Here is a 20249-nt window from a genome sequence, read left to right on the forward strand (position 1 = left end):
GCGTCATGGCGCGGCGTGCTTGGTCACACACCCACGCGGGCTTCCATGACGATCTCGCGCTGGCAATGATCGACCTTGAATCATCACAAGAGGATGAAACTGACTGGCCAATCGTGTGACACCTCCCTGTCGAGGGCCGGGGCACGAATGCGGGCCCAGCATAGCCGAAAGGCGAATGCCTGTTAATACGAGGCGGTAGTGAGGGGGCGATCAATTTTCTGCGCCTGAGGAATGAGGGGGATGCCAGCATGGTCGGATTCGCCGAGTCGGCTCGCCGGTTCGACGAGGCCGGCTTCACGCATGCCACGGTGCCCGAGGGAGCGCGCAAAGCGTCCGGTGGCCCGGTCCAGGAGGCCATGCTAGGCTCGCCGGCTAATGTGAGGGAGAGTTCGGATGCACGTTCATGTAGTGGGGATTTGCGGGACTTTCATGGGGAGTCTGGCACGCTTGGCCAAGATGCTGGGGCATCGCGTGACGGGGTCGGACGCCAATGTCTACCCGCCGATGAGCCTCCAGCTTCGGGACATGGGCGTCGAACTGAAGGAGGGCTATCACGCCGATAATTTGCGGCCGTCGCCTGATCTGGTCATCGTCGGCAATGCGCTCTCCCGAGGCAACCCGGAGATCGAGGCGCTGTTGAATGCCAAGCTTCCCTATGTCTCCGGGCCGCAGTGGCTGGCCGAGCAGGTATTGCCGGGGCGTCGGGTCCTGGCGGTGGCCGGGACGCACGGCAAGACGACCACTGCCAGCCTGCTGGCATGGATACTGGAATGCGCGGGTCTCGAGCCGGGATTCCTGATCGGAGGCGTGCTTCGCAACTTCGGCCTCTCCGCTCGGCTCGGAGGGGGTGGTGCGCCTTTCGTCGTCGAGGCGGACGAGTACGATACGGCGTTTTTCGACAAACGTTCGAAATTCGTCCATTACAGGCCGGACATCGCCGTTCTCAACAATCTCGAGTTCGATCACGCCGATATCTTTCCTGATCTGGCGGCCATCGAGCGCCAGTTTCACCACTTCGTGCGCACCGTGCCGGGTAATGGCTCGCTGCTGGTCGCGGATGACGAACCGGCGTTGGAGCGGGTGCTGGATCAGGGCTGCTGGACGCCGGTGCAGCGCTTTGGGCAACTGGCCGGGAGCGAGTGGCAACTGCTGCTCGATCCGGACGACAGTCGCGCCTTCACCGTAGTCTCGGGTGGTGAGAGTCATATCGTCCGCTGGGCGATGAGTGGCCGACACAACGCCGCCAACGCCGTCGCCGCCCTGGCCGCGGCCAGCCGGCTGGGCGTCCCTCTGGTCGAGGGTTGCCGGGCACTGGCGACATTCGCCGCGCCCCGACGGCGCCAGGAGATCCGCGGCGAGGTGGGTGGAATACAGGTCCTCGACGACTTCGCCCACCACCCCACGGCCATCGCGCTGACGCTCGAGGGGCTGAACCACGACCGGCATGGCGGTCGGCTGCTGGCGGTGATCGAACCCCGTTCCAACACTATGCGTCAGGGCAGCATGAGGGCGCGCCTGATCGATAGCGTAGCGCTGGCAGACAGCGCCTGGTGGTATCAGCCTCCCGGGCTCGACTGGTCGCTGGCCGACGTGATTGCCGGGCATGCGGCCAGTCGCGTCGAGACCGATCTCGACGTGCTCGTCGCCCACGTCGTCGAACAGGCGGTATCCGGCGACCGGATCGTCGTCATGTCGAATGGCGGTTTCGGCGGCATCCACGATAAGTTATTGCGGGCACTGGAGGTACGACATGGCAGTTCGCGGTGATGCGACTTCTCCGAAGAAATATCGGGCACCGATCGCGGTGGCGCTTACTGGCGCTTCCGGCGTCCAGTATGGGTTACGCCTGATCGAGTGCCTGATCGCCGCCGGCCACGAGGTCTACGTGATGGTATCCAAGGCGGCCCATCGCGTTATCGCTGTCGAGACCGAGATCGAGCTGCCGGCCCAGCCGGACCGGCTGGCGCGGGACCTGGCGAGGCGATTCGACGCTGAAGAGGGGCAGGTCCGCTGCTTCGGGCGCGAAGACTGGATGGCACCGGTGGCATCCGGTTCGGGGAATTGGCAAGCACTGGTCATCTGCCCCTGTTCGACCGGCACCTTGTCCGCTGTGGCCTGCGGCGCCAGCAACAACCTAATCGAGCGCGCCGCCGACGTTGCGTTGAAGGAGCGACGAAAACTGATCCTGGTTCCCAGAGAAACGCCGCTCTCGGCCGTCCACCTCGAAAACATGCTGAAGTTGACCAACATGGGTAGTGTGATACTGCCGGCCGCCCCCGGTTTCTATCATCGCCCGGACAGCGTCAAGGCGATGGTCGACTTCGTCGTGGCACGCATTCTCAACCAGTTGGATGTCGCCCAGACGCTGATGCCGCGCTGGGGCGATTGATCGGCAGACCCAGGAGTCTGTCGGGCTTGACCAATTGTCGCGAGAAAAAACGGATTTTGAATCAAGTTCATCGATCGGGTAAGGCGAATAGCCCGCTATTTAACGCATCCGATCGAATGAAATTGGCCAGAAGCCCGGGGTTCGCAGCAGATTAGTGTTAAGCCCAACAGACTCCTAAACGGGGGCAAAGAGGGTGACTCGCAGGATTTCCAATACCAGCGAGGCTGCACAGAGCCAGGCCCAGGGGGGCATGTCGCGCTCGGGCCGCTGAAAATGCTGATAACTGATTCGCGTCAGGGCGCAGACGATCAGCCCCAGCAGGGCGCCACCAATCAAGTCGCTGGCCCAGTGGACGCCAATCACGAGCCTGGACAGGGCCATGGGAACGCAAGCGACGATGCCCAGCCAGTAAGCATACCCACGATAGCGCTGCGGCATCACCTGGGCTGCAAAGGCGGCGGTCAGCCCAACCACGACGACGATCGTCGAGGTATGGGCGCTGGGATAGGACATCGACCCCGTCAGGTAATCCGGCGTATCCGGGCGGGCGCGGCCCGCCAGAGATTTGAAGACCGTGTTGCTGACGGCGACGAGAATCAGGGCGCCGGCGATATGAAGCAGCGCGGCGAAGCGCTTTGCCCACAGCAGCCACAAGAACCAGGGCGCCATCAGGACGCCGATGCCCAGTGCATCACCCACCTTGGCGAGGATCTCGCTGGTTCCGATGAGCCAGTTGCGCTGTAGCAGTCCGGCGAGGGAATGGATCTGCTGGTCCATGGGTAGCGGGCCATCGTGCATCAGGACCCACGCCGTCCAAGCGACCAGGGCGATCAAGCTCGTCACGAGCAGCGACAATGACGCCAGCGGGAATTCGCTGGCCGGGGGCGGCGAGCACAACGCATGCCAGCTTTTGGCCAGTCGGGGACTGCCCACCATGCGCCTCTCCAGCCAAGCGTGCAAACGACCTTCGGCACTGAGCTGATAGCGAATCCACGAAAACAGCAGTGCCAGCACCAGCAGCGAGACGGACAGGGCCAATAGCCACCGCTCGGCGCCGGAAGGCAGTTGCATCAACTCCTCCCAGGAGCGACCGAGGAGGTAGCCGGGTAGCAGGTAAGCCGGGGCCCATGCCATCGCGGAGACGAAATTGACGAGCGTGAAACGCTTCGTCGGCATCGATAGCATGCCTGCGATCATGGGAATGAACGGGCGAACAGGACCGAAAAAACGGCCGACGACAACAGACAGGATGCCGTAGCGCTGGAAAAACTCGTGGCCTTGGGCCAGCCACTGCGGATGGCGTGACAGCGGCCACCAGTGCGGAATACGGGCGCGCTGCGTGCGGCCCAGCCAGAAGCTGAGATTGTCCCCGGCGAACGCGCCCAGGATGCCGGCAATCAATATCGACCACAGGGGAACGTCGTCATGACCGGCGATCGAGGCTGCCGCACCCAGCAACACGACGCCGGGGACGAGGATACCGATGACGGCGAGTGACTCGATCAAGGCCACCACGAATATTATGACCAGCAACAGCTCGGGAGGGGGCGCGAGAGAATAGAGCCAGTGGGTAAGATTCAAGCGCGTGGTTCCAGCAGTTTGTTGGCGGCGGTTTCCAGACGTTGCGAAAAGCTTTCGACGTCCTCTTGAGCACGCAGTGTGCACACTCGACTGAAGCTTTCCAAAGATCCGATCTCCGGGTGTGTGACAGACGTTACGGCATCCGAAAGCCGCTTGGCCGCTACCACGGCACCGGGTTCGCCGGCATTGGGCAGAATAAGCCAGAAGACATTGGCATGATGTTCGCCGAGCAGGTCACTTTGCCGGCTGTTGTCGGAGATCACCTCGCTGAAACTCGCTGACAGTATTTCGCGCATGTGACCGCCGAACTGGTCGCCAGCCTGATCCAGTTGCGGAATGTAAAGTACCAGCACGCTCAGCGGGCGGTCGAGTGCGGACGCCCTGGCCACTTCCATTTCCAGATTTCTGGTGATGAATTCACTGGCAGGCCGCCTGTCGTCCCGCCAGGGCCTCAGCGTGAAACGCAGCGTGCGGGACGTGCTGCCCAATAACAGGGCCAAGGTGGCCGCCGTGAGAGAGAGCCACCAGCCAAGTACCAGGTTCATGGCCGTCATGTGTGTTTCGCCGAGCGATGCCAGCGAGACGGGGACCAGAAGCAGGGTCAGCAGCAATGCCGGCAAGGGAGGCAACAACAAATAGCTGAGCGTGATCGACAGCCCCAGCCACAACATGGGGTTGTTGCTACTGGGGGCTTCCAGGATACACAGAACCAAACCGCCGAACAGCAATATGTGGTCGGTGATAGCGGGATGCAGGCGGTCGAGACATTGCAGCGGTATGGAGACGAGCAGCGCGATGGCCATCAGTGTGGGCGGCAGTATCAGATCGTAGTGACGCATCAGATGTTCCCACAGGGCAAGACCCAGCAGTAATGCCAGCGTGAGAAGTTGAGCGATCAACTTGTATCGACTCAATGCCAAGGCTGCACCTCCGGAACCGGGGAGGATCGTTTGCCGTGATAATTCGCGAAGCGATTCCCGATCTCCGTCAGGGGCGTTGAAGATACCTCTTTGTGCGGGGCAATCGCATGGCGCAACTGCTGCCGTCGCTGTTTGGCCGTCTCGGCGCTGGTGGCCACCACGATCACGGCGATACCGTAATCATTGAGACGATAGGCGCGTTCGTAAAGCGTCAGCGCTTCCTGAAGGCGGCGGCAGAGTGCTGCCATGTCGGCCGTCGTCGAGCGGGCGCAGCCGAAAACCGTGACTTCCGCATGTAACGACTCACGCTCGGCCCGTTTCAGTTCTCGTTGAATGCCGCTATCCAGTTGGGCGGCTGGGAGAAGCCAGCTCGATTGGGTGTCCGCTGGTGTCTTCGCGGATACTCTCTGTCGATCCAGGCACAGCAGCCAGACGATGGCCAGAGCGATGCCGGCGACGACGGCGGTAGGCAGGGGCAGGGTCCAGCCGACGTAGATGACGCTTAGGACATAAATCAGCACGCTGGCGGTGACCCCGGCCCTGCCTGGCAATCCCAGCAGGCACAACGGCAGCGCCCACAACCAGATATGGCTACTGGCGTGATGGGTGGCAAGCAGCGCGATGCTCAGTAGAGCGATCATGATGGGGAGCCAGTGAGAGAGGCGCGAGGGGCGAACCGTCAAAAGGGCAAACGCGATGCAACCGATCCAGGCAACCACCCGTGTGGCGTCCTCCGCCAGCCAGCCCGCCAGCAGGGCGAGCAGCGAGAGAAGTGACAGTAGGGTTCGGGAGCCGAGGCTTTTGTACTTGCTTTGCATGGTGGCTTATATTGGACCGATTGCGAATGGCTTGCGCGATTCGTCTCTCACTATCACGTGTGCCGGGAATAACCGTATAGCGCCGATGGCAATAGAGAACAAAGCCCTATCGTATCTCTGGCGTCAAGCTTCCTGGCCAGTCGAGACGTTCTCGATTCGATGCCGAACGTCGTTCGTCGCGGACTACCACTGACAAGAGATAGTACACCATGCAGCAGACTGCGACCCCACGGGTCGAGGATATCGCCGAATACATGCAGGCGTTGGGGCGGCAGGCACGCGTTGCGAGTGCCGAGTTGAGGCGTGTCGACACCGGCCGGAAAAACGCTGCGCTCGAGGCTATCGCGGCGCGCCTGAATGACGCCAGGCCGGCGTTGGCGTCGGCCAACCAGGACGACCTGGCCCGTGGTCGCGAAAACGGTTTGAGCGATGCGCTGCTGGATCGCCTGGCACTGACCCCCGATCGGATCGACACGATGATCCTCGGCGTTCGGCAAGTCGCCGCGCTTGCCGATCCCGTCGGTCAGATCGACGGCCTGAGCTATCGGCCGAGCGGGATTCAGGTTGGACAGATGCGCGTGCCCCTGGGCGTGATCGGCATCATCTACGAGTCTCGGCCCAACGTCACCGTGGAGGCGGCGAGCCTGTGTCTGAAGTCGGGCAATGCTTGCATCCTTCGCGGCGGGTCTGAGGCCGCCTCCAGCAACGCGATGATTGCCGAGTGCATAGGTCATGGCCTGGCGGATGCCGGTCTGCTCGCTACCGCCGTGCAAATCGTTGCGACCACGGATCGCGCGGCGGTGGGTGAACTGATCACGATGCCGCGGTTCGTGGACGTCATCGTGCCGCGGGGGGGGAAGTCTTTGATCGCGCGCATCGCCAGCGAGGCGACGGTGCCGGTCATCAAGCATCTTGATGGCATTTGTCACGTCTATATCGATGCTGCCGCGAACCTGGACAAGGCGGTGGCGATCGCGGACAACGCCAAGACCCAGCGCTATTCGCCCTGCAACACCATGGAGACCCTGCTCGTTCATGTCGACATCGCGGGACAGGTGTTGCCGCGGGTGGCGGCTATCTATCGCAATAAGAGCGTCGAGATGCGGGGGTGCGCACGCACGCGTGAGTGGATAGGCGATGCCGTGGCGGCAACGGTCGAGGATTGGTCGACGGAGTATCTGGCACCGATCGTTTCCATCCGGGTTGTGGACGATTTCGACCAGGCCGTCGATCACATCAATACCTATGGATCGCAGCATACCGATGCCATTGTGACGGAAAACCTGACGCTCGCCCGGCGGTTTCTTGGCGAGGTGGACTCCAGTTCGGTGATGGTGAATGCCTCGACGCGCTTCGCCGACGGTTTCGAATACGGGCTGGGGGCGGAAATTGGCATCTCCACCAACAAGCTTCACGCCCGGGGCCCTGTCGGCCTCGAGGGCCTGACCACTCGAAAGTATGTCGTCTTCGGTGACGGCCATGTGCGGAACTGACGTGCAGGATTTCTCGATTCCACGCATCGCGATGCTGGGTGGCACTTTCGACCCGGTTCACATGGGGCATCTACGCAGTGCCGTCGAATTGGGAGAGGCGTTGGCATTGGATGCGGTACACATGATTCCGGCTCACGTGCCGCCGCACCGGAAAGCGCCGGGGATTTCCGCCGAGCATCGCCTGGCCATGCTGAGAGCCGGTATCGGCGACACGCCAGGGCTGGTGGCCGACGATCGCGAGGTGCGCCGCTCGGGCCACTCCTATTCCGTCGATACGCTGGCGTCGTTGCGTGAAGAATGGGGCGAGCAGGCGAGGTTGATCATGGCGGTCGGTCACGATGCGTTTCTCGGCCTTCCGGAATGGCACCAGCGGGAGAGACTGCTGTCGCTGGCGCACATCGTGGTGATCGATCGTCCCGACCACAAGGCGCCGCTGGAGCCGGCGTTGGCCTCATTGATCGAGGGGCGGGAGGTGTCGACGGTGGAGTCGATGATGGCCGCGCCTGGAGGCCATCTACTACGCCTGCGCCTGCCGAGCCGTATGGCCATTGCGGCCACCGAAGTGCGGCGACGCCTGCAACAAGGGCTTAGCGTGCGCTATCTGATTCCCGAAGCGGTGGAGTGCTATATCGCCAGTCATGCCCTCTATCGCCATTCGTGAGCGATATCAAAAGAGCGGGGCTGGCGTTAATGGTCCATCCGCGTAAAATGCGCCTCTCCCGGATCCCGGGGGTAGCGATTCCCTTCCTCGGAAGGGGTTATATGACGAGGAGCTATGCAGACAGATACGCTTAAATCATTGGTGGTGGAAGCACTCGAGGAACTGAAGGCGCGCGATGTCGTCGAGCTGGACGTGGCCGAATTGACCAGCGTAACCGATGTCATGGTCGTTGCCAGTGGCACGTCCTCGCGTCACGTCTCCGCCCTGGCGGACAACGTGATCGAGAAAGCCAAGGAGGCCGGCTTTCGCCCGTTGGGTGTGGAAGGGCAGCAGAGCGGGGAGTGGGTGCTGGTGGATCTGGGTGATGTCATCGCGCACGTGATGATGCCAGAGACCCGGCAGCTCTACGATCTCGAGCGTCTCTGGGCCGACTTGCCCGCCGATGCCCGGCGAGCCACTGGCGGTTCGGATCGGAAAGAGCTGCGGGGATGAGAATCCGGCTGCTGGCCGTCGGCTCTCGCATGCCGGCCTGGGTCGAGGCTGGTGTCGATGAGTATCGCAAGCGTCTGCCGCGAGAAATGCCGCTAGAGGTGGTCGAGATTCCTCCTGGCGCTCGTGGCAAGAATGCCGATATCGCGCGGGCGGTTCGGGCCGAGGGTGATCGGATGCTGGAAAAGCTGAAAGATCAGGAACGTATCGTCGCGCTCGAGGTCAAAGGGCAGCCCTGGACGACAGAGCAACTGGCCGAACGTCTCGGCGCGTGGCGGTTGGAGGGGCAAGACGTCGCGCTGGTGGTGGGTGGCCCGGATGGTCTCGATCCCCGAGTTGCCGCCCGGGCTCAGGTCTCCTGGTCGCTTTCCGCGCTGACGCTGCCACACCCGCTGGTGCGCGTGGTGCTGGCGGAGCAGTTCTACCGTGCCTGGACATTGCTTGCAGGGCATCCGTACCACCGTTGAGTCAGAGAGTCAGTCGCTTGTTTCCATTCGATACCGCCGACAGCGACGCCGTTGGACGCCATGCCCGCTCCGGGGCTCCTCATGCCCTGAACCGTCATTCTCGTCATGCGTAAGCGCCGCGAAAACATCAAGAATCACGAGCAGGAAGTCCGAATCTTCCGTAACCGCTCACTGGTCGCCGCTCTGGTCATCGTGCTGATGGCCGGGGGGCTGGTTTCCCGGCTGTTCTACCTGCAGGTCATCGAGCACGACGTCTTCATCACCCGGTCTGACAACAACCGCATGCGGGTCGAGCCGCTACCGCCCCGTCGCGGGCTGATCTATGACCGCAACGGCAAGCTGCTAGCGGAAAACCGTCCGACCTACAATCTCACGATCGTGCGTGAGCGTGTCGATGATCTGGATACCACGCTGCAGCGGCTGATCGATATTCTCGATCTGCCCGAGGACGAGGTGGCGACCTTCCGCGAGCGCTCCCGTCAGCGTCAGAGACCTTACCAGCCAGCACTTCTGATGAGCGACCTGACGGAAGATCAGATCGCGCGTCTGGCGGTGAACCGATACTTGCTCAGCGGCGTTGAGGTCGAGGCCCAGTTGATGCGCTACTACCCTGATCCCATCGTGATGTCGCATGTGCTGGGGTACGTCGGGCGGATCAACGAGGAAGAACTGGCCGAACTGGACTCGGGGGACTATGCCGGAACCCACTTCATCGGCAAAACCGGCATCGAGTACACCTACGAGGATCAACTCCACGGCAAGGCGGGCCTTCGCAAGGTCGAGACCAACGCGCGGGGCAGAGTCCTGCGGGAGCTGGACCGAGATTCGCCGGTGCCCGGGAAGGACATCACGCTGACCATCGACAGTCGCCTTCAGCACATGGCCTACGACCTGCTGGATGGCCGGCGGGGCGCCATCGTGGCGATCCAGCCCAAGACCGGCGACATCCTGGCGATGGTCTCGGCGCCCGGCTTCGACATCAACAAGTTCGTGACCGGCATCTCCTATGACGATTACCGGGCCCTGCAGCAGAATCTCGATCTGCCCTTGTATAACCGCGCGGTTCGGGGCCAGTACCCTCCCGGCTCCACCATCAAGCCTTTCGAGGCGCTGGCGGCGTTGCAGGATGGCGTGGTCAAGCCCAACGACGTCATCTATGACCCTGGATATTTCCAGTTGCCCAACGACACGCGGCGCTACCACAACTGGCTGCGCTGGGGGCACGGGCGAGTCGATCTCGAGCGGGCGCTGGAGGTCTCCAACAATACTTACTTCTACACCATGGCCTACCGGCTGGGCATCGACCGACTCTCCTCGTTCATGCATCAGTTCGGCTTCGGTGAGGTCACCTCGTTGGATGTGCAGGGCGCAGCCCCGGGCCTGATGCCCTCCCGCGAGTGGAAGCGCGAGAAGTACAATCAGGCGTGGTACCCCGGCGAGACGCTCTCCGCGGGTATCGGCCAGGGGTATTTCATGGCCACGCCGCTCCAACTGGCCGCGGCCACCGCCACGCTGGCCAACCATGGCCACTGGGTTCGGCCGCATCTGGCCAAGCGGATTGGCGATCAAGTCATCGAACCGCCTTTCGCCGACACCAAGCCGGACGTTCAGGTCGACCAGGCACGCTGGTGGCAGGACGTTTACAAGGGGATGGAAGCGGTACTCCAGGGGTCCGAGGGGACCGCCCGCAAGGTGGGAGCCGGCCTGCAGTACGAGATGGCGGCGAAGACTGGCACCGCCCAGGTGTTTTCGCTGGGGCAGAATCAGAAGTACGACGCCGACGAACTGACGGAACGACTTCGGGACCACGCTCTGTTCATCGGCTTCGCACCGGTCGAGGATCCGCAGATCGCAATCGCGGTCATCGTCGAGAACGCCGGCGGCGGCGTTTCCGGTCTGGGGCGCGAACTGACCGATGCCTGGCTGTTGCCGGACGGCGAACTGAAGAATCGACCGGACACCACGGTCAACGAAGAAGTCGAGAGTATCGATGGCGATTGATTTCCAGCGCGTGGCACCGCGAACACATCGGGCACGAGTCGGGCGCAAGCGTTCGATATGGCTACGCATCCATCTCGATCCCTGGTTACTGTCGATCCTGGTGCTGCTGATCTCCTTTGGCCTGGTGGTGCTCTACAGCGCCAGCGGCATGTCGACCTCGACGACGATGGCGCAGGCTTCCCGCATGGGGGTTGCGCTGCTTGGCGCGATCGTCATCGCGCAGTTCACCCCCGTCACGCTGCTCCGGTGGACGCCGGTCGCGTATGGTGCGGGGCTGCTGATGCTGGTCGCCGTCGAGATCATGGGAGACATCGGCATGGGGGCGCAGCGCTGGCTGGAGATCGGCCCGCTGCGTTTCCAGCCCTCGGAGCTGATGAAGATCGCCATGCCGATGATGCTGGCCGCCTACCTTCACCGCCGACCTCTGCCGCCCACATGGCGCGACCTTCTGGTGTGCGGGGTGATCGTCGGCGTCCCGGTGTTGCTGATCGCTCGCCAGCCCGACCTGGGGACCTCGCTGCTGGTCACCTGTGCCGCAGTATTCGTGATTCTGCTGGCGGGACTTTCCTGGAAGTTCATCGTGACGCTCGTGGCGATGGCCGGTGGCGCGATGCCGCTGCTGTGGATCAACATGCATGACTATCAGCGCCAGCGGGTGTTGACCTTCCTCAACCCGGAGAGCGATCCGCTGGGCGCCGGCTGGAACATCATCCAGTCCAAGACGGCGATCGGCAGTGGGGGACTGGAAGGCAAGGGCTGGGGGTTGGGGACCCAGTCCCAGCTCGAGTTTCTGCCCGAACGCCACACCGACTTCATCGTCGCCGTACTCGGGGAGGAGTTCGGGCTGATCGGCATGGGCACCATCCTGGTTCTCTATCTGCTGCTGGTCGCGCGTGGGCTGGTGATGGCCAACAACGCGCAGGACACCTACGGACGCCTGCTGGCCGGCAGCATCGTGCTGACGTTTTTCATCTACGTATTCGTGAATATCGGCATGGTCAGCGGCATTCTGCCGGTCGTCGGGGTGCCGCTGCCGCTGGTCAGCTATGGCGGGACCTCCAGCGTGACCTTGATGGCCGGGTTCGGTATTCTCATGTCGATTCACACGCACCGGCGTCTGTTGACACACTGACGCTGGACAAGCCGCAATCAGGGAGCGAGTCGCGCATGCCGCTGCGTTGGAGACGAGAAGTTCGATTCAGCCTCACTCTGCTGCTGCTGGGGCTGCTGGGCATGGCGAGCGCGGCCGCGCAGGGCGAGGAGGATTTCGATCCCGCCACCCACCCCGAGGTGAAGGCGATGCTGGAGTCGCTGTCCCGGCAGGGCGTGTCGGAGCAAGAACTCGATGCGGCCATGCGGGCGGCGAGATATCGGCCCCAGGTGCTGGAGGCGATGAACCACGCGGCGGAGCGACGGCTGCGCTGGGACGAGTATCGCGACATCTTCATACAGCCCGAGCGGATACGGCAGGGGGTCGCTTTTCTCGACGCCAACCGGGAAGCCCTCGAGCGCGCCGAACGGCGCTACGGCGTGCCCCCGGAAGTCGTGGTAGCAATCTTGGGAGTCGAGACCCAGTACGGCCGGCACAAGGGGACACATCGCGTGCTCGACTCCCTGTCGACGCTGGCGTTTCATCATCCCACGCGGAGTGGATTCTTCCGGGGTGAACTCGCGGCCTTTCTCGAAATCACGCTGGGGCAGGGGGTCGACCCACAGACGCTCTACGGCTCCTATGCCGGGGCCATGGGATATCCCCAGTTCATCCCGACGAGCTACCAGGCCTACGCGGTCGATTTCGACGGCGACGGTTTGAAAGACCTGTGGAATGATCCGGTCGATGCCATCGGCAGCATCGCCAATTATTTCAGCGAGCATGGCTGGCAGCGACACCGGCCGGTGCTGGTCGAGGCCAGTGGTCCCGAGGCGCTGCCACCCGATGTGAAATTCAACCGCACCGCGCCGCCGGATACCACGGTCGAGGCCCTGAAGCGCGTGGGTATCGAACCGACGGCGGGAAATCTCCAGCCGCAGGACAAGGTCGTGCCGCTGGCGCTGGATTTCGCCGATGGCCACGTCCGCTACGTACTGGGTCTCGACAATTTCCACGTCATCACGCGTTACAACCACAGTCATCTCTACGCCATGGCGGTGGCGACACTGGCCCAGCGCATTCAAACGGCCATGGATGACGGGGTATGACGCGTCGAGGCATGACATGGCGCGGTTTGCCGATGATCGTGCTGGTGTCGATACTGGCGGGTTGTGCCGGCGGTGGCGGCTCCCAGCAGGGCGGCGGGCGCTACGCAATGGACCAGGACGCTTACCCCGACTCGCCCGAGGACGTCGCCAACGTGCCGGACGCGGTGCCCAGGGTCGAGCCGCGCTCCAGAAGCGGCAATCGTTCAACGTATAGCGTCTGGGGGAAGACTTACCACGTACTCGATGATCCGACCGGATACTCGGCTGAAGGTCGTGCTTCCTGGTATGGGGTCAAGTTCCAGGGCTACGACACCGCCAACGGTGAGACCTACGACATGTACAAGATGTCGGCGGCGCATCGCTCGCTCCCCCTGCCGACCTACGCCCGCGTCACCAACCTCGACAACGGTCGCAAGGTCATCGTTCGCGTCAACGACCGTGGCCCGTTTCACAGCGACCGCCTGATCGATCTTTCCTATGCGGCGGCCGCCCGGCTGGGAATCCTGAAGGGCGGAACGGGGCGGGTGAAAGTGGAGGCGATCGACCCCGTGGCCTGGGCGCGTACCCATGGCCGATCGAATTCTACGGACAGCTCTTCCGGACAGACCGATATCGCATCCCGATCCGCCTCGCCCGCGGTATCGAAACGGGCCGCGCCGAGCCGGCCGGCCGACCCGAAGTCGGGCGTCGGCTCGGCGGTGAACTACGAGGCGAGAATCGATCCCATCCTCTCGGCGGCCAATGACGGCGACCCCGCGGCTGTCGCCTCCGCGCCACCTGGCAATGCCGCAGCAGCGCCTGGCGCTTCGCGTTCGTCTGCCGGGCAGCGCTACGTTCAGGTCGCCGCACTGGGCTCTCAGGCCAAGGCGGAGGCGCTGAAAAGCCGCCTGCAGGGCTTGCTGTCGCGACCGGTTCGCATTGACAATGCGACACCTCTCTATCGTGTCCAGGTCGGGCCCCTCGATGACCTGGCATCGCTCGAATCCATCAGAGCTACCTTGCGAGATGCCGGCTACAGCCAGGTGCTCCTGGTAGCGCCCACACAGTAACCTTTTCCAATGAGAACCCGATTGTCATGAAAGCGTTGTTCACTTCGTCTGTTTCACGCCTGGTCATCTCAGCGTCATTGTGTCTGGGGCTATTTTCATCACCGGTCGGCGCCCAGCAGCCCACTCCCGACAGCCAGATGTCCACGGCCAATCCGGAACCGGGGCAACTGATTCCATCGCCGCCGGATCTGGCGGCTTCTTCCTGGGTGCTGATGGATGCCTCCACGGGTCAGTTGCTGGTGAATCACAACGGGGACCAGCGTCTGCCTCCGGCCAGTCTGACCAAGATGATGACGGCGTACATCGTCGAACAGGAGATCGACGGTGGCAGCATCTCCGACAGCGACATGGTCAGTGTGAGCGAAAATGCCTGGCGCACGGGCGGCTCCCGCATGTTCATCCAAGAGGGCACCCAGGTCAGCGTCGAGGATCTGCTGCGCGGCGTGGTCGTGCAATCCGGCAACGACGCCAGCGTGGCGCTGTCGGAGTACGTCGCCGGCAGCGAGTCGGCTTTCGCTGACCTGATGAATCAGCAGGCCCAGCGCATGGGCATGCAGAACAGCCATTTCATGAACCCCACGGGACTACCGCACGACGATCACTACTCGTCCGCTCACGACCTGGCGATTCTCGCGCGCCATATCATCATGGACTTTCCCGACCACTATCAGGTCTATTCCGAAAAATACTTCACCTACAATGATATCCGTCAGCCCAATCGGAACCGCCTGCTATGGCGTGATCCGGACGTCGACGGCCTGAAGACCGGGCATACGGAAGCCGCCGGCTACTGTCTGGTCGCATCCGCCAAGAAGCAGGATACGCGCCTGATTGCGGTGGTCATGGGCACCAACTCCGATGAAGCACGAGCGGCCGAGACTCAGCGTCTGCTCAATTACGGTTTCCGCTTCTTCCAGACCCGCAAGCTCTACGATGCCGGTTCCGTGCTCAACAAGGCGCGGGTCTGGGGTGGCGACAGCGATACCGTTCGCCTCGGCGTCAAGGATGCGGTCAGCATGACCGTACCGCGGGGCAGTGCCGACAACCTGACCGCTCGCCTCAACCTGCCGGAGACGCTGCATGCGCCGATTCAGGCGGGCCAACAGGTCGGCACGCTGGAAATCAAGTCCGGCGACGAGGTGCTGGGACAAGAGCCGCTGGTCGCGCTGGAAGGTGTCGAAGAGGGCAGCATCTTCAAGCGCGTCTGGGACTCCATCGTGCTGTTCGTGACCGGCCTGTTCGACTGAGTACCGCTCTGGCGTCGCCCCGGCGGCGCCTCTCCCGCCGCCTCGGAGGAATTCTGCGGGGCGGAGGGGCGGCATCGGTTGGTGAGCTGGGTAAATGTTGAGTAGAATAGTCGGAAATGTCTTCCGTTCCCAGATGCCATGACCCAGACTCCCAGCGATGTTGATCTTCCCCGGCCCAAGGTCGAGTTTCCCTGCGATTACCCGATACGGGTGGTTGGCGACGCTGCCGACGATTTCGTGGCGGTCGTCAGTGATGTGATCGAGAGTCATGCGCCCGGTTTCGATCCGGCATCGATCAAGCTCTCCGACAGTCGCAATGGCCGGTTCCAGTCGCTGCGTGTGGTCATCCATGCCACCGGCGAGGCGCAGTTGAATGCGCTGTTTCAGGATCTGAAGGCCACCGGTCGGGTCCACATGGTGCTATGACGCCGATGTCCGCTCTGTCGCTCTATCGCCTCGGGCGTCAGCCCTACCTGCCGGTCTGGCAGGCAATGTCGCGTTTCACCGATGGCCGCGACAGCGCAGAGCCGGATCAGCTGTGGCTGGTGGAGCACGAGCCCGTGTTCACGCAGGGGCGTGCGGGCAAGCCGGAACACCTGCTGATGCCTGGCGACATCCCGGTGGTGGCGAGTGATCGGGGAGGGCAGGTGACCTATCATGGGCCAGGCCAGATCGTGCTGTACCCGCTGCTGGACGTTCGCCGACGAGGACTGGGAGTGCGTGAACTGGTGACGCTGCTCGAGAGCGCGGTCGTCGATCTGCTGGCCCATCATGGCATTTCGGCTCGGGCGCGACCGGACGCACCGGGAGTCTATGTCGGTGACGACAAGATCGCCTCGCTGGGCCTGCGGATTCGAAGAGGCTGCAGCTTTCATGGGGTTGCCCTCAACGTCGACATGGACCTGTCGCCATTTTCCCGTATCAACCCGTGTGGCTATTCGGGCCTGAAGATGACCCAACTGCGCGATCATCTGCCTGGACCGATCTCGTTCGACCGTGAATCCACGAGGCTGGCCGACTGTTTCGCGCAGCGGCTGGCGGTGAAGCTCGAGGATCGGCCACGGTGGCCACAAGCTTTTGAACCGGTAGCGACTGCCTAGCTGCCGGCGTTCCAAGACCTATCAGGAAGGGACCTATGACCGAGACGACCGTGATGCAAACGCCCGAGGCCAAGAAGCCTGCCCGTGCCGAGCGGGGTGTCAAACTGCGCGGTGCCGACAAGGTATCGCGGATTCCCGTCAAGGTTATTCCGACCGAAACCCTGCCGAAGAAGCCGGACTGGCTGAGGGTCAGGATGCCGGTCTCTCCCCAGGTGACCCATATCAAGCAGACGTTGCGAAAGCATGGGCTGCACACCGTTTGTGAAGAGGCTTCCTGTCCCAATCTGGGCGAATGTTTCAGCGGCGGGACGGCGACGTTCATGATCATGGGCGACATCTGCACCCGGCGTTGCCCGTTTTGCGATGTCGCACACGGGCGTCCCAACGTGCTCAACGAGAATGAGCCGCGCGAGTTGGCCGAAGCCATTGCCGAAATGCGGCTCAATTATGTCGTCGTGACCTCCGTGGATCGTGATGATCTGCGCGACGGTGGGGCGCAGCACTTTGCCAACTGCATTCGCGAGATACGCCGTGATAGCCCGGAGATCGAGATCGAGGTTCTGGTGCCCGATTTCCGCGGCCGCATGCAGGTGGCTCTCGATATCCTGGAAGGCGAGGCGCCGGACGTTTTCAATCACAATCTGGAGACGGTGCCGTCCCTTTACCGCAAGGTTCGGCCCGGTGCGGACTATCAGTGGTCGTTGGACCTGTTGAAGGGGTACAAGACTCGCCGTCCGGAAGTGATGACCAAGTCTGGGCTGATGCTCGGGGTGGGCGAGACCGACGAGCAGGTCATCGAGGTAATGCGTGACCTGCGTGCGCACGATGTCGACATGTTGACGCTCGGGCAGTACATGCAGCCGTCCCGTAACCATCTGCCTGTCGATCGCTGGGTGCATCCCAAGACATTCGACTGGTTCGCCGAGCAGGGCAGGAACATGGGCTTCACTCACGTCGCGTCCGGGCCACTGGTTCGCTCCTCGTACCATGCCGACAAGCAGGCCCATGGGGTCGAAGTGAAGTAACCTCCTCCTGAATCGAATCTCGGTCGGGCCCGCCGCTTCCATCGGCGGGCCCGTTCCGTCTCTGGTGAGTGATTGTCGTGGTGCTGGCCTGGCGCCAAGGCTTGGGGAAACGATCGTCTTGCTTGAGTGTCGATGCATCTGACGTGGCACGGATGGCATATTGTGGTATTGAAACGTTCTGCGTGTCGGCGCGAATCTCCGCGAAGTGCCGCTTTCAGGCCTGAACGATGATGGCGTCTAGCCATCATCGGCAGGAAGGCACAATAGTGTAGGCGTCTCGATCGGGGTGATTGGCCCCCGGAAGTGTGCGTTCAACTCTGGCAGCAGTTCGCGCACGAAACGCAGGAAGAGTTCCGTCACCGGGGTCGGGTAACGATCCTTGGGGTAGACCGTGCACCACGAGCGCCTCAGCGGGAAGCCCGGAATCGTCGGGCTCGCCAGCAGGCCCGATGCGAGTTCCAATTGTACGGCCAGTCTCGGTAATACGGCGACGCCGAGATGGGCCATGACCCCTTGCTTGATGGCCTCGTTGGTGCCGAGTTCAATGGTGTGATGCAGTGAAATGCGCTCCCGCGCCGCGAAATCCTCGAATGCCGTGCGTGCCCCGGACCCCGGTTCTCTCATCAGCAAATAGTGTCTCGCGAAATCCTCGAGCGTGGCCCTGTCGGCGGTCACCAACGGATGGCCCGGCCAGACGACGGGAATCAATTCGTTGTCCAGAATGGGCATGAAGACGAGATTGGGGTCGTCCGGCACCATGCCCATGATCACCAGGTCATCCCGCCTTTCCGCCAGTCGCTCGAGCGCTTGCCCCCGGTTGCAGACGCGCAACCGAATCTGAACCTCCGGGTAGCGGGCGCGAAAGCGAGCCAGGATGTGCGGCACCACGTATTGAGCCGTCGAGACGGCGGCCAGGTTGAGTTCGCCGCGGATGGTGCCGGCCAGCTCCGATAACTCCATCTGAAGGCTGGAGACCTGACCGAAGATCGACTGCACCGAGGCGGCCAAGGCATCGGCGGCGGGCAGGATGTGAAGTGTCTTGCCGGCATACTTGAACAGCGGCTGGGCCAGTGCCTGCTCGAGCTGCCGGATTTGAGCGCTGACGGCGGGCTGTGTCAGACCCAGTTGCTCTGCGGCGCGCGAGTAGGACTGCTGTCGATGGACAGCCTGGAAGACCTGAAGCTGACGGAATGTCAGGCGATTGAGCAGGTTGGGTCTCGACATTCGGTACGCTCTCGCGGTCAGGTATAAGGTGGAGCTTATAGGTTGGCAAAAAAATATCAATTTTTCTATTGGGTCCTGGATGGCTAGCGTAGAGCCAAGGAGAACCAACGCTTATCCGCCAACCGGGAGAGCTTACGGTGTTTAAAAAGCTGCTGATCGCCAACCGTGGCGAGATTGCCGTACGTATTGTACGGGCCTGTGCCGAGATGGGCATCCGTTCGGTCGCGATCTATACCGAACCCGACCGCTTTTCGCTACACGTCAAAGGCGCCGACGAGGCGTATTTCGTCGGGGAGGAGCCGTTGGCGGGTTATCTGGACCCGAGGCGTGTCGTCAATCTGGCACGGGAAACCGGTTGCGACGCCATTCACCCCGGCTACGGTTTTCTGTCCGAGAGTGCCGAGTTCGCCAGGATCTGTAGCGAGGCCGGTATCGCTTTCGTCGGCCCGAGTGCCGAAGTCATCGCCAAGATGGGCGACAAGACGGCGGCGCGAGCGGCCATGCGGGAAGCCGGCGTACCCATCACGCCGGGATCCGAGGGCAACCTCGCCAGCCGTGAAGAGGCGCTGACGGTGGCTGAGGAGGTCGGGTATCCGGTCATGCTCAAGGCGACGTCCGGCGGCGGTGGGCGGGGTATCCGCCGTTGCGACACGCCCGATCAACTGGCGCAGGCCTGGGACCGGGTGATCTCCGAGGCGACCAAGGCATTCGGCAGCGCCGAGGTGTTCATGGAGAAGTGCGTCGTCGATCCGCTGCACATCGAAGTCCAGGTGCTGGCGGATGGTCACGGTGGCGTCATTCATCTGTTTGAGCGCGACTGCTCGATTCAGCGTCGTAATCAGAAACTGATCGAGATCGCCCCCAGTCCGCAGTTGACTCCGGAGCAGCGCAGCTACGTTGGCAAGATGGCGGTCCGTGCCGCCAGCGCCGTGAATTACGAGAACGCCGGTACCGTGGAGTTTCTGGTCAAGGACAATGAAGTCTACTTCATGGAGATGAATACCCGGGTCCAGGTCGAGCACACCATCACCGAGGCGATCACCGGGGTCGACATCGTTCGAGAGCAATTGCGCATCGCCGCGGGGGAAAGACTGGCCTACCGCCAGGAGGACATTCGCCATCAGGGCTACGCGATCCAGTTCCGTATCAACGCCGAGGACCCCAAGAACGACTTCCTGCCCAGCTTTGGCCGCATAACTCGCTACTACGCACCCGGTGGCCCCGGCGTCCGCACCGACACCGCAATCTACACCGGTTACACCATCCCGCCATACTTCGATTCGATGTGTCTCAAGCTGATCGTGTGGGGAATGACCTGGGAGGAAACGCTCAACCGGGGCATCAGGGCATTGAACGATATGCGCCTTCAGGGGGTGAAGACCACCGCACCGTACTATCAGGAAATTCTTCGTCACCCTACGTTCCGCGCTGGCCAGTTCGATACCGGGTTCGTTCCCGCGCATCCAGAATTACTCAACTACTCCGTCAAGCGCAATCCGGAGGAGATCGCCCTGGCGATATCGGCGGCCATTGCGGCCCATGCCGGACTCTGAGCGCGGCCAACTCGAAATGCGACGAATCGATCG

19 protein-coding genes are annotated in these 20249 nt (G+C 62.5%); 15 read left to right on the forward strand and 4 right to left on the reverse strand.

The features are described 5' to 3' along the window. Positions 1-393 precede the first annotated feature (393 nt). Together mpl and F0A16_RS06900 are read left to right on the forward strand one after the other, a co-directional pair. A complete protein-coding gene (mpl, locus tag F0A16_RS06895) occupies positions 394-1767 on the forward strand; it encodes a UDP-N-acetylmuramate:L-alanyl-gamma-D-glutamyl-meso-diaminopimelate ligase (protein WP_149434664.1) in 1374 nt (457 codons plus the stop codon). After that, positions 1751-2389, forward strand: coding sequence for a flavin prenyltransferase UbiX (locus tag F0A16_RS06900; protein WP_149434665.1), 639 nt, complete (start codon positions 1751-1753; stop codon positions 2387-2389). The genes mpl and F0A16_RS06900 overlap by 17 nt, the downstream gene beginning before the upstream one ends. Positions 2390-2563: 174 nt before the next feature. Here the strand turns inward: F0A16_RS06900 and F0A16_RS06905 are convergent, their stop codons facing one another. The 3 genes from F0A16_RS06905 to F0A16_RS06915 are packed head-to-tail and all read right to left on the reverse strand — an operon-like array spanning position 2564 to position 5708. After that, positions 2564-3970, reverse strand: a complete 1407-nt coding sequence (locus F0A16_RS06905; RefSeq protein WP_149434666.1) for a bifunctional DedA family/phosphatase PAP2 family protein — start codon at positions 3968-3970, stop codon at positions 2564-2566. After that, positions 3967-4890: a diguanylate cyclase domain-containing protein gene (locus F0A16_RS06910; protein ID WP_149434667.1), complete on the reverse strand. Its 924-nt coding sequence runs from the start codon at positions 4888-4890 to the stop codon at positions 3967-3969. The genes F0A16_RS06905 and F0A16_RS06910 overlap by 4 nt, the downstream gene beginning before the upstream one ends. Beyond that, complete coding sequence (locus tag F0A16_RS06915) at positions 4881-5708, reverse strand: hypothetical protein (protein ID WP_149434668.1); 828 nt, start codon at positions 5706-5708, stop codon at positions 4881-4883. The genes F0A16_RS06910 and F0A16_RS06915 overlap by 10 nt, the downstream gene beginning before the upstream one ends. 209 nt (positions 5709-5917) lie before the next feature. Between F0A16_RS06915 and F0A16_RS06920 the strand changes: the two genes are divergently transcribed. The 12 genes from F0A16_RS06920 to lipA all read left to right on the forward strand — a co-directional run bounded on the left by F0A16_RS06920 (position 5918) and on the right by lipA (position 17439). Continuing rightward, positions 5918-7201 (forward strand): glutamate-5-semialdehyde dehydrogenase, encoded by a 1284-nt coding sequence (locus F0A16_RS06920; protein ID WP_149434669.1) that lies wholly within the window; start codon positions 5918-5920, stop codon positions 7199-7201. Then, on the forward strand, positions 7188-7862 hold the full coding sequence (gene nadD / locus F0A16_RS06925; RefSeq protein WP_149434670.1) for a nicotinate-nucleotide adenylyltransferase: 675 nt from the start codon (positions 7188-7190) through the stop codon (positions 7860-7862). The genes F0A16_RS06920 and nadD overlap by 14 nt, the downstream gene beginning before the upstream one ends. A 114-nt stretch (positions 7863-7976) precedes the next feature. After that, positions 7977-8354: a ribosome silencing factor gene (rsfS, locus tag F0A16_RS06930; protein ID WP_149434671.1), complete on the forward strand. Its 378-nt coding sequence runs from the start codon at positions 7977-7979 to the stop codon at positions 8352-8354. Then, complete coding sequence (gene rlmH / locus F0A16_RS06935; RefSeq protein ID WP_149434672.1) at positions 8351-8818, forward strand: 23S rRNA (pseudouridine(1915)-N(3))-methyltransferase RlmH; 468 nt, start codon at positions 8351-8353, stop codon at positions 8816-8818. Before rsfS ends, rlmH begins: the two co-directional genes overlap by 4 nt. Positions 8819-8923: 105 nt before the next feature. Beyond that, entirely contained in the window at positions 8924-10819 is a 1896-nt protein-coding gene (gene mrdA / locus F0A16_RS06940; protein WP_149434673.1) for a penicillin-binding protein 2, read from the forward strand. Beyond that, positions 10809-11951, forward strand: coding sequence for a rod shape-determining protein RodA (rodA, locus tag F0A16_RS06945; RefSeq protein WP_149434674.1), 1143 nt, complete (start codon positions 10809-10811; stop codon positions 11949-11951). Before mrdA ends, rodA begins: the two co-directional genes overlap by 11 nt. A 35-nt stretch (positions 11952-11986) precedes the next feature. Beyond that, positions 11987-13018, forward strand: coding sequence for a lytic murein transglycosylase B (mltB, locus tag F0A16_RS06950; protein WP_239023739.1), 1032 nt, complete (start codon positions 11987-11989; stop codon positions 13016-13018). After that, positions 13015-14067 carry a septal ring lytic transglycosylase RlpA family protein gene (locus F0A16_RS06955; RefSeq protein ID WP_239023740.1) on the forward strand — a complete coding sequence of 351 codons (1053 nt, stop codon included), beginning with the start codon at positions 13015-13017 and terminating at the stop codon, positions 14065-14067. Before mltB ends, F0A16_RS06955 begins: the two co-directional genes overlap by 4 nt. Positions 14068-14093: 26 nt before the next feature. Next, on the forward strand, positions 14094-15314 hold the full coding sequence (locus F0A16_RS06960; protein WP_149434675.1) for a D-alanyl-D-alanine carboxypeptidase family protein: 1221 nt from the start codon (positions 14094-14096) through the stop codon (positions 15312-15314). A gap of 138 nt (positions 15315-15452) precedes the next feature. Next, positions 15453-15740: an HP0495 family protein gene (locus F0A16_RS06965; protein ID WP_149434676.1), complete on the forward strand. Its 288-nt coding sequence runs from the start codon at positions 15453-15455 to the stop codon at positions 15738-15740. A gap of 5 nt (positions 15741-15745) precedes the next feature. Then, on the forward strand, positions 15746-16414 hold the full coding sequence (gene lipB, locus F0A16_RS06970) for a lipoyl(octanoyl) transferase LipB (RefSeq protein WP_149434677.1): 669 nt from the start codon (positions 15746-15748) through the stop codon (positions 16412-16414). Positions 16415-16449: 35 nt separating this feature from the next. Continuing rightward, positions 16450-17439: a lipoyl synthase gene (lipA, locus tag F0A16_RS06975; RefSeq protein WP_223119730.1), complete on the forward strand. Its 990-nt coding sequence runs from the start codon at positions 16450-16452 to the stop codon at positions 17437-17439. 237 nt (positions 17440-17676) lie between these two features. Here the strand turns inward: lipA and F0A16_RS06980 are convergent, their stop codons facing one another. Further along, a complete protein-coding gene (locus F0A16_RS06980) occupies positions 17677-18663 on the reverse strand; it encodes a LysR family transcriptional regulator (RefSeq protein ID WP_149434678.1) in 987 nt (328 codons plus the stop codon). A 137-nt stretch (positions 18664-18800) separates the two neighbouring features. Between F0A16_RS06980 and F0A16_RS06985 the strand changes: the two genes are divergently transcribed. Continuing rightward, positions 18801-20216, forward strand: a complete 1416-nt coding sequence (locus F0A16_RS06985; protein ID WP_149434679.1) for an acetyl-CoA carboxylase biotin carboxylase subunit — start codon at positions 18801-18803, stop codon at positions 20214-20216. Positions 20217-20249 lie beyond the last annotated feature (33 nt).

It is taken from the genome of Salinicola corii (assembly GCF_008298015.1).
GTDB classification, from domain to species: domain Bacteria; phylum Pseudomonadota; class Gammaproteobacteria; order Pseudomonadales; family Halomonadaceae; genus Salinicola; species Salinicola corii.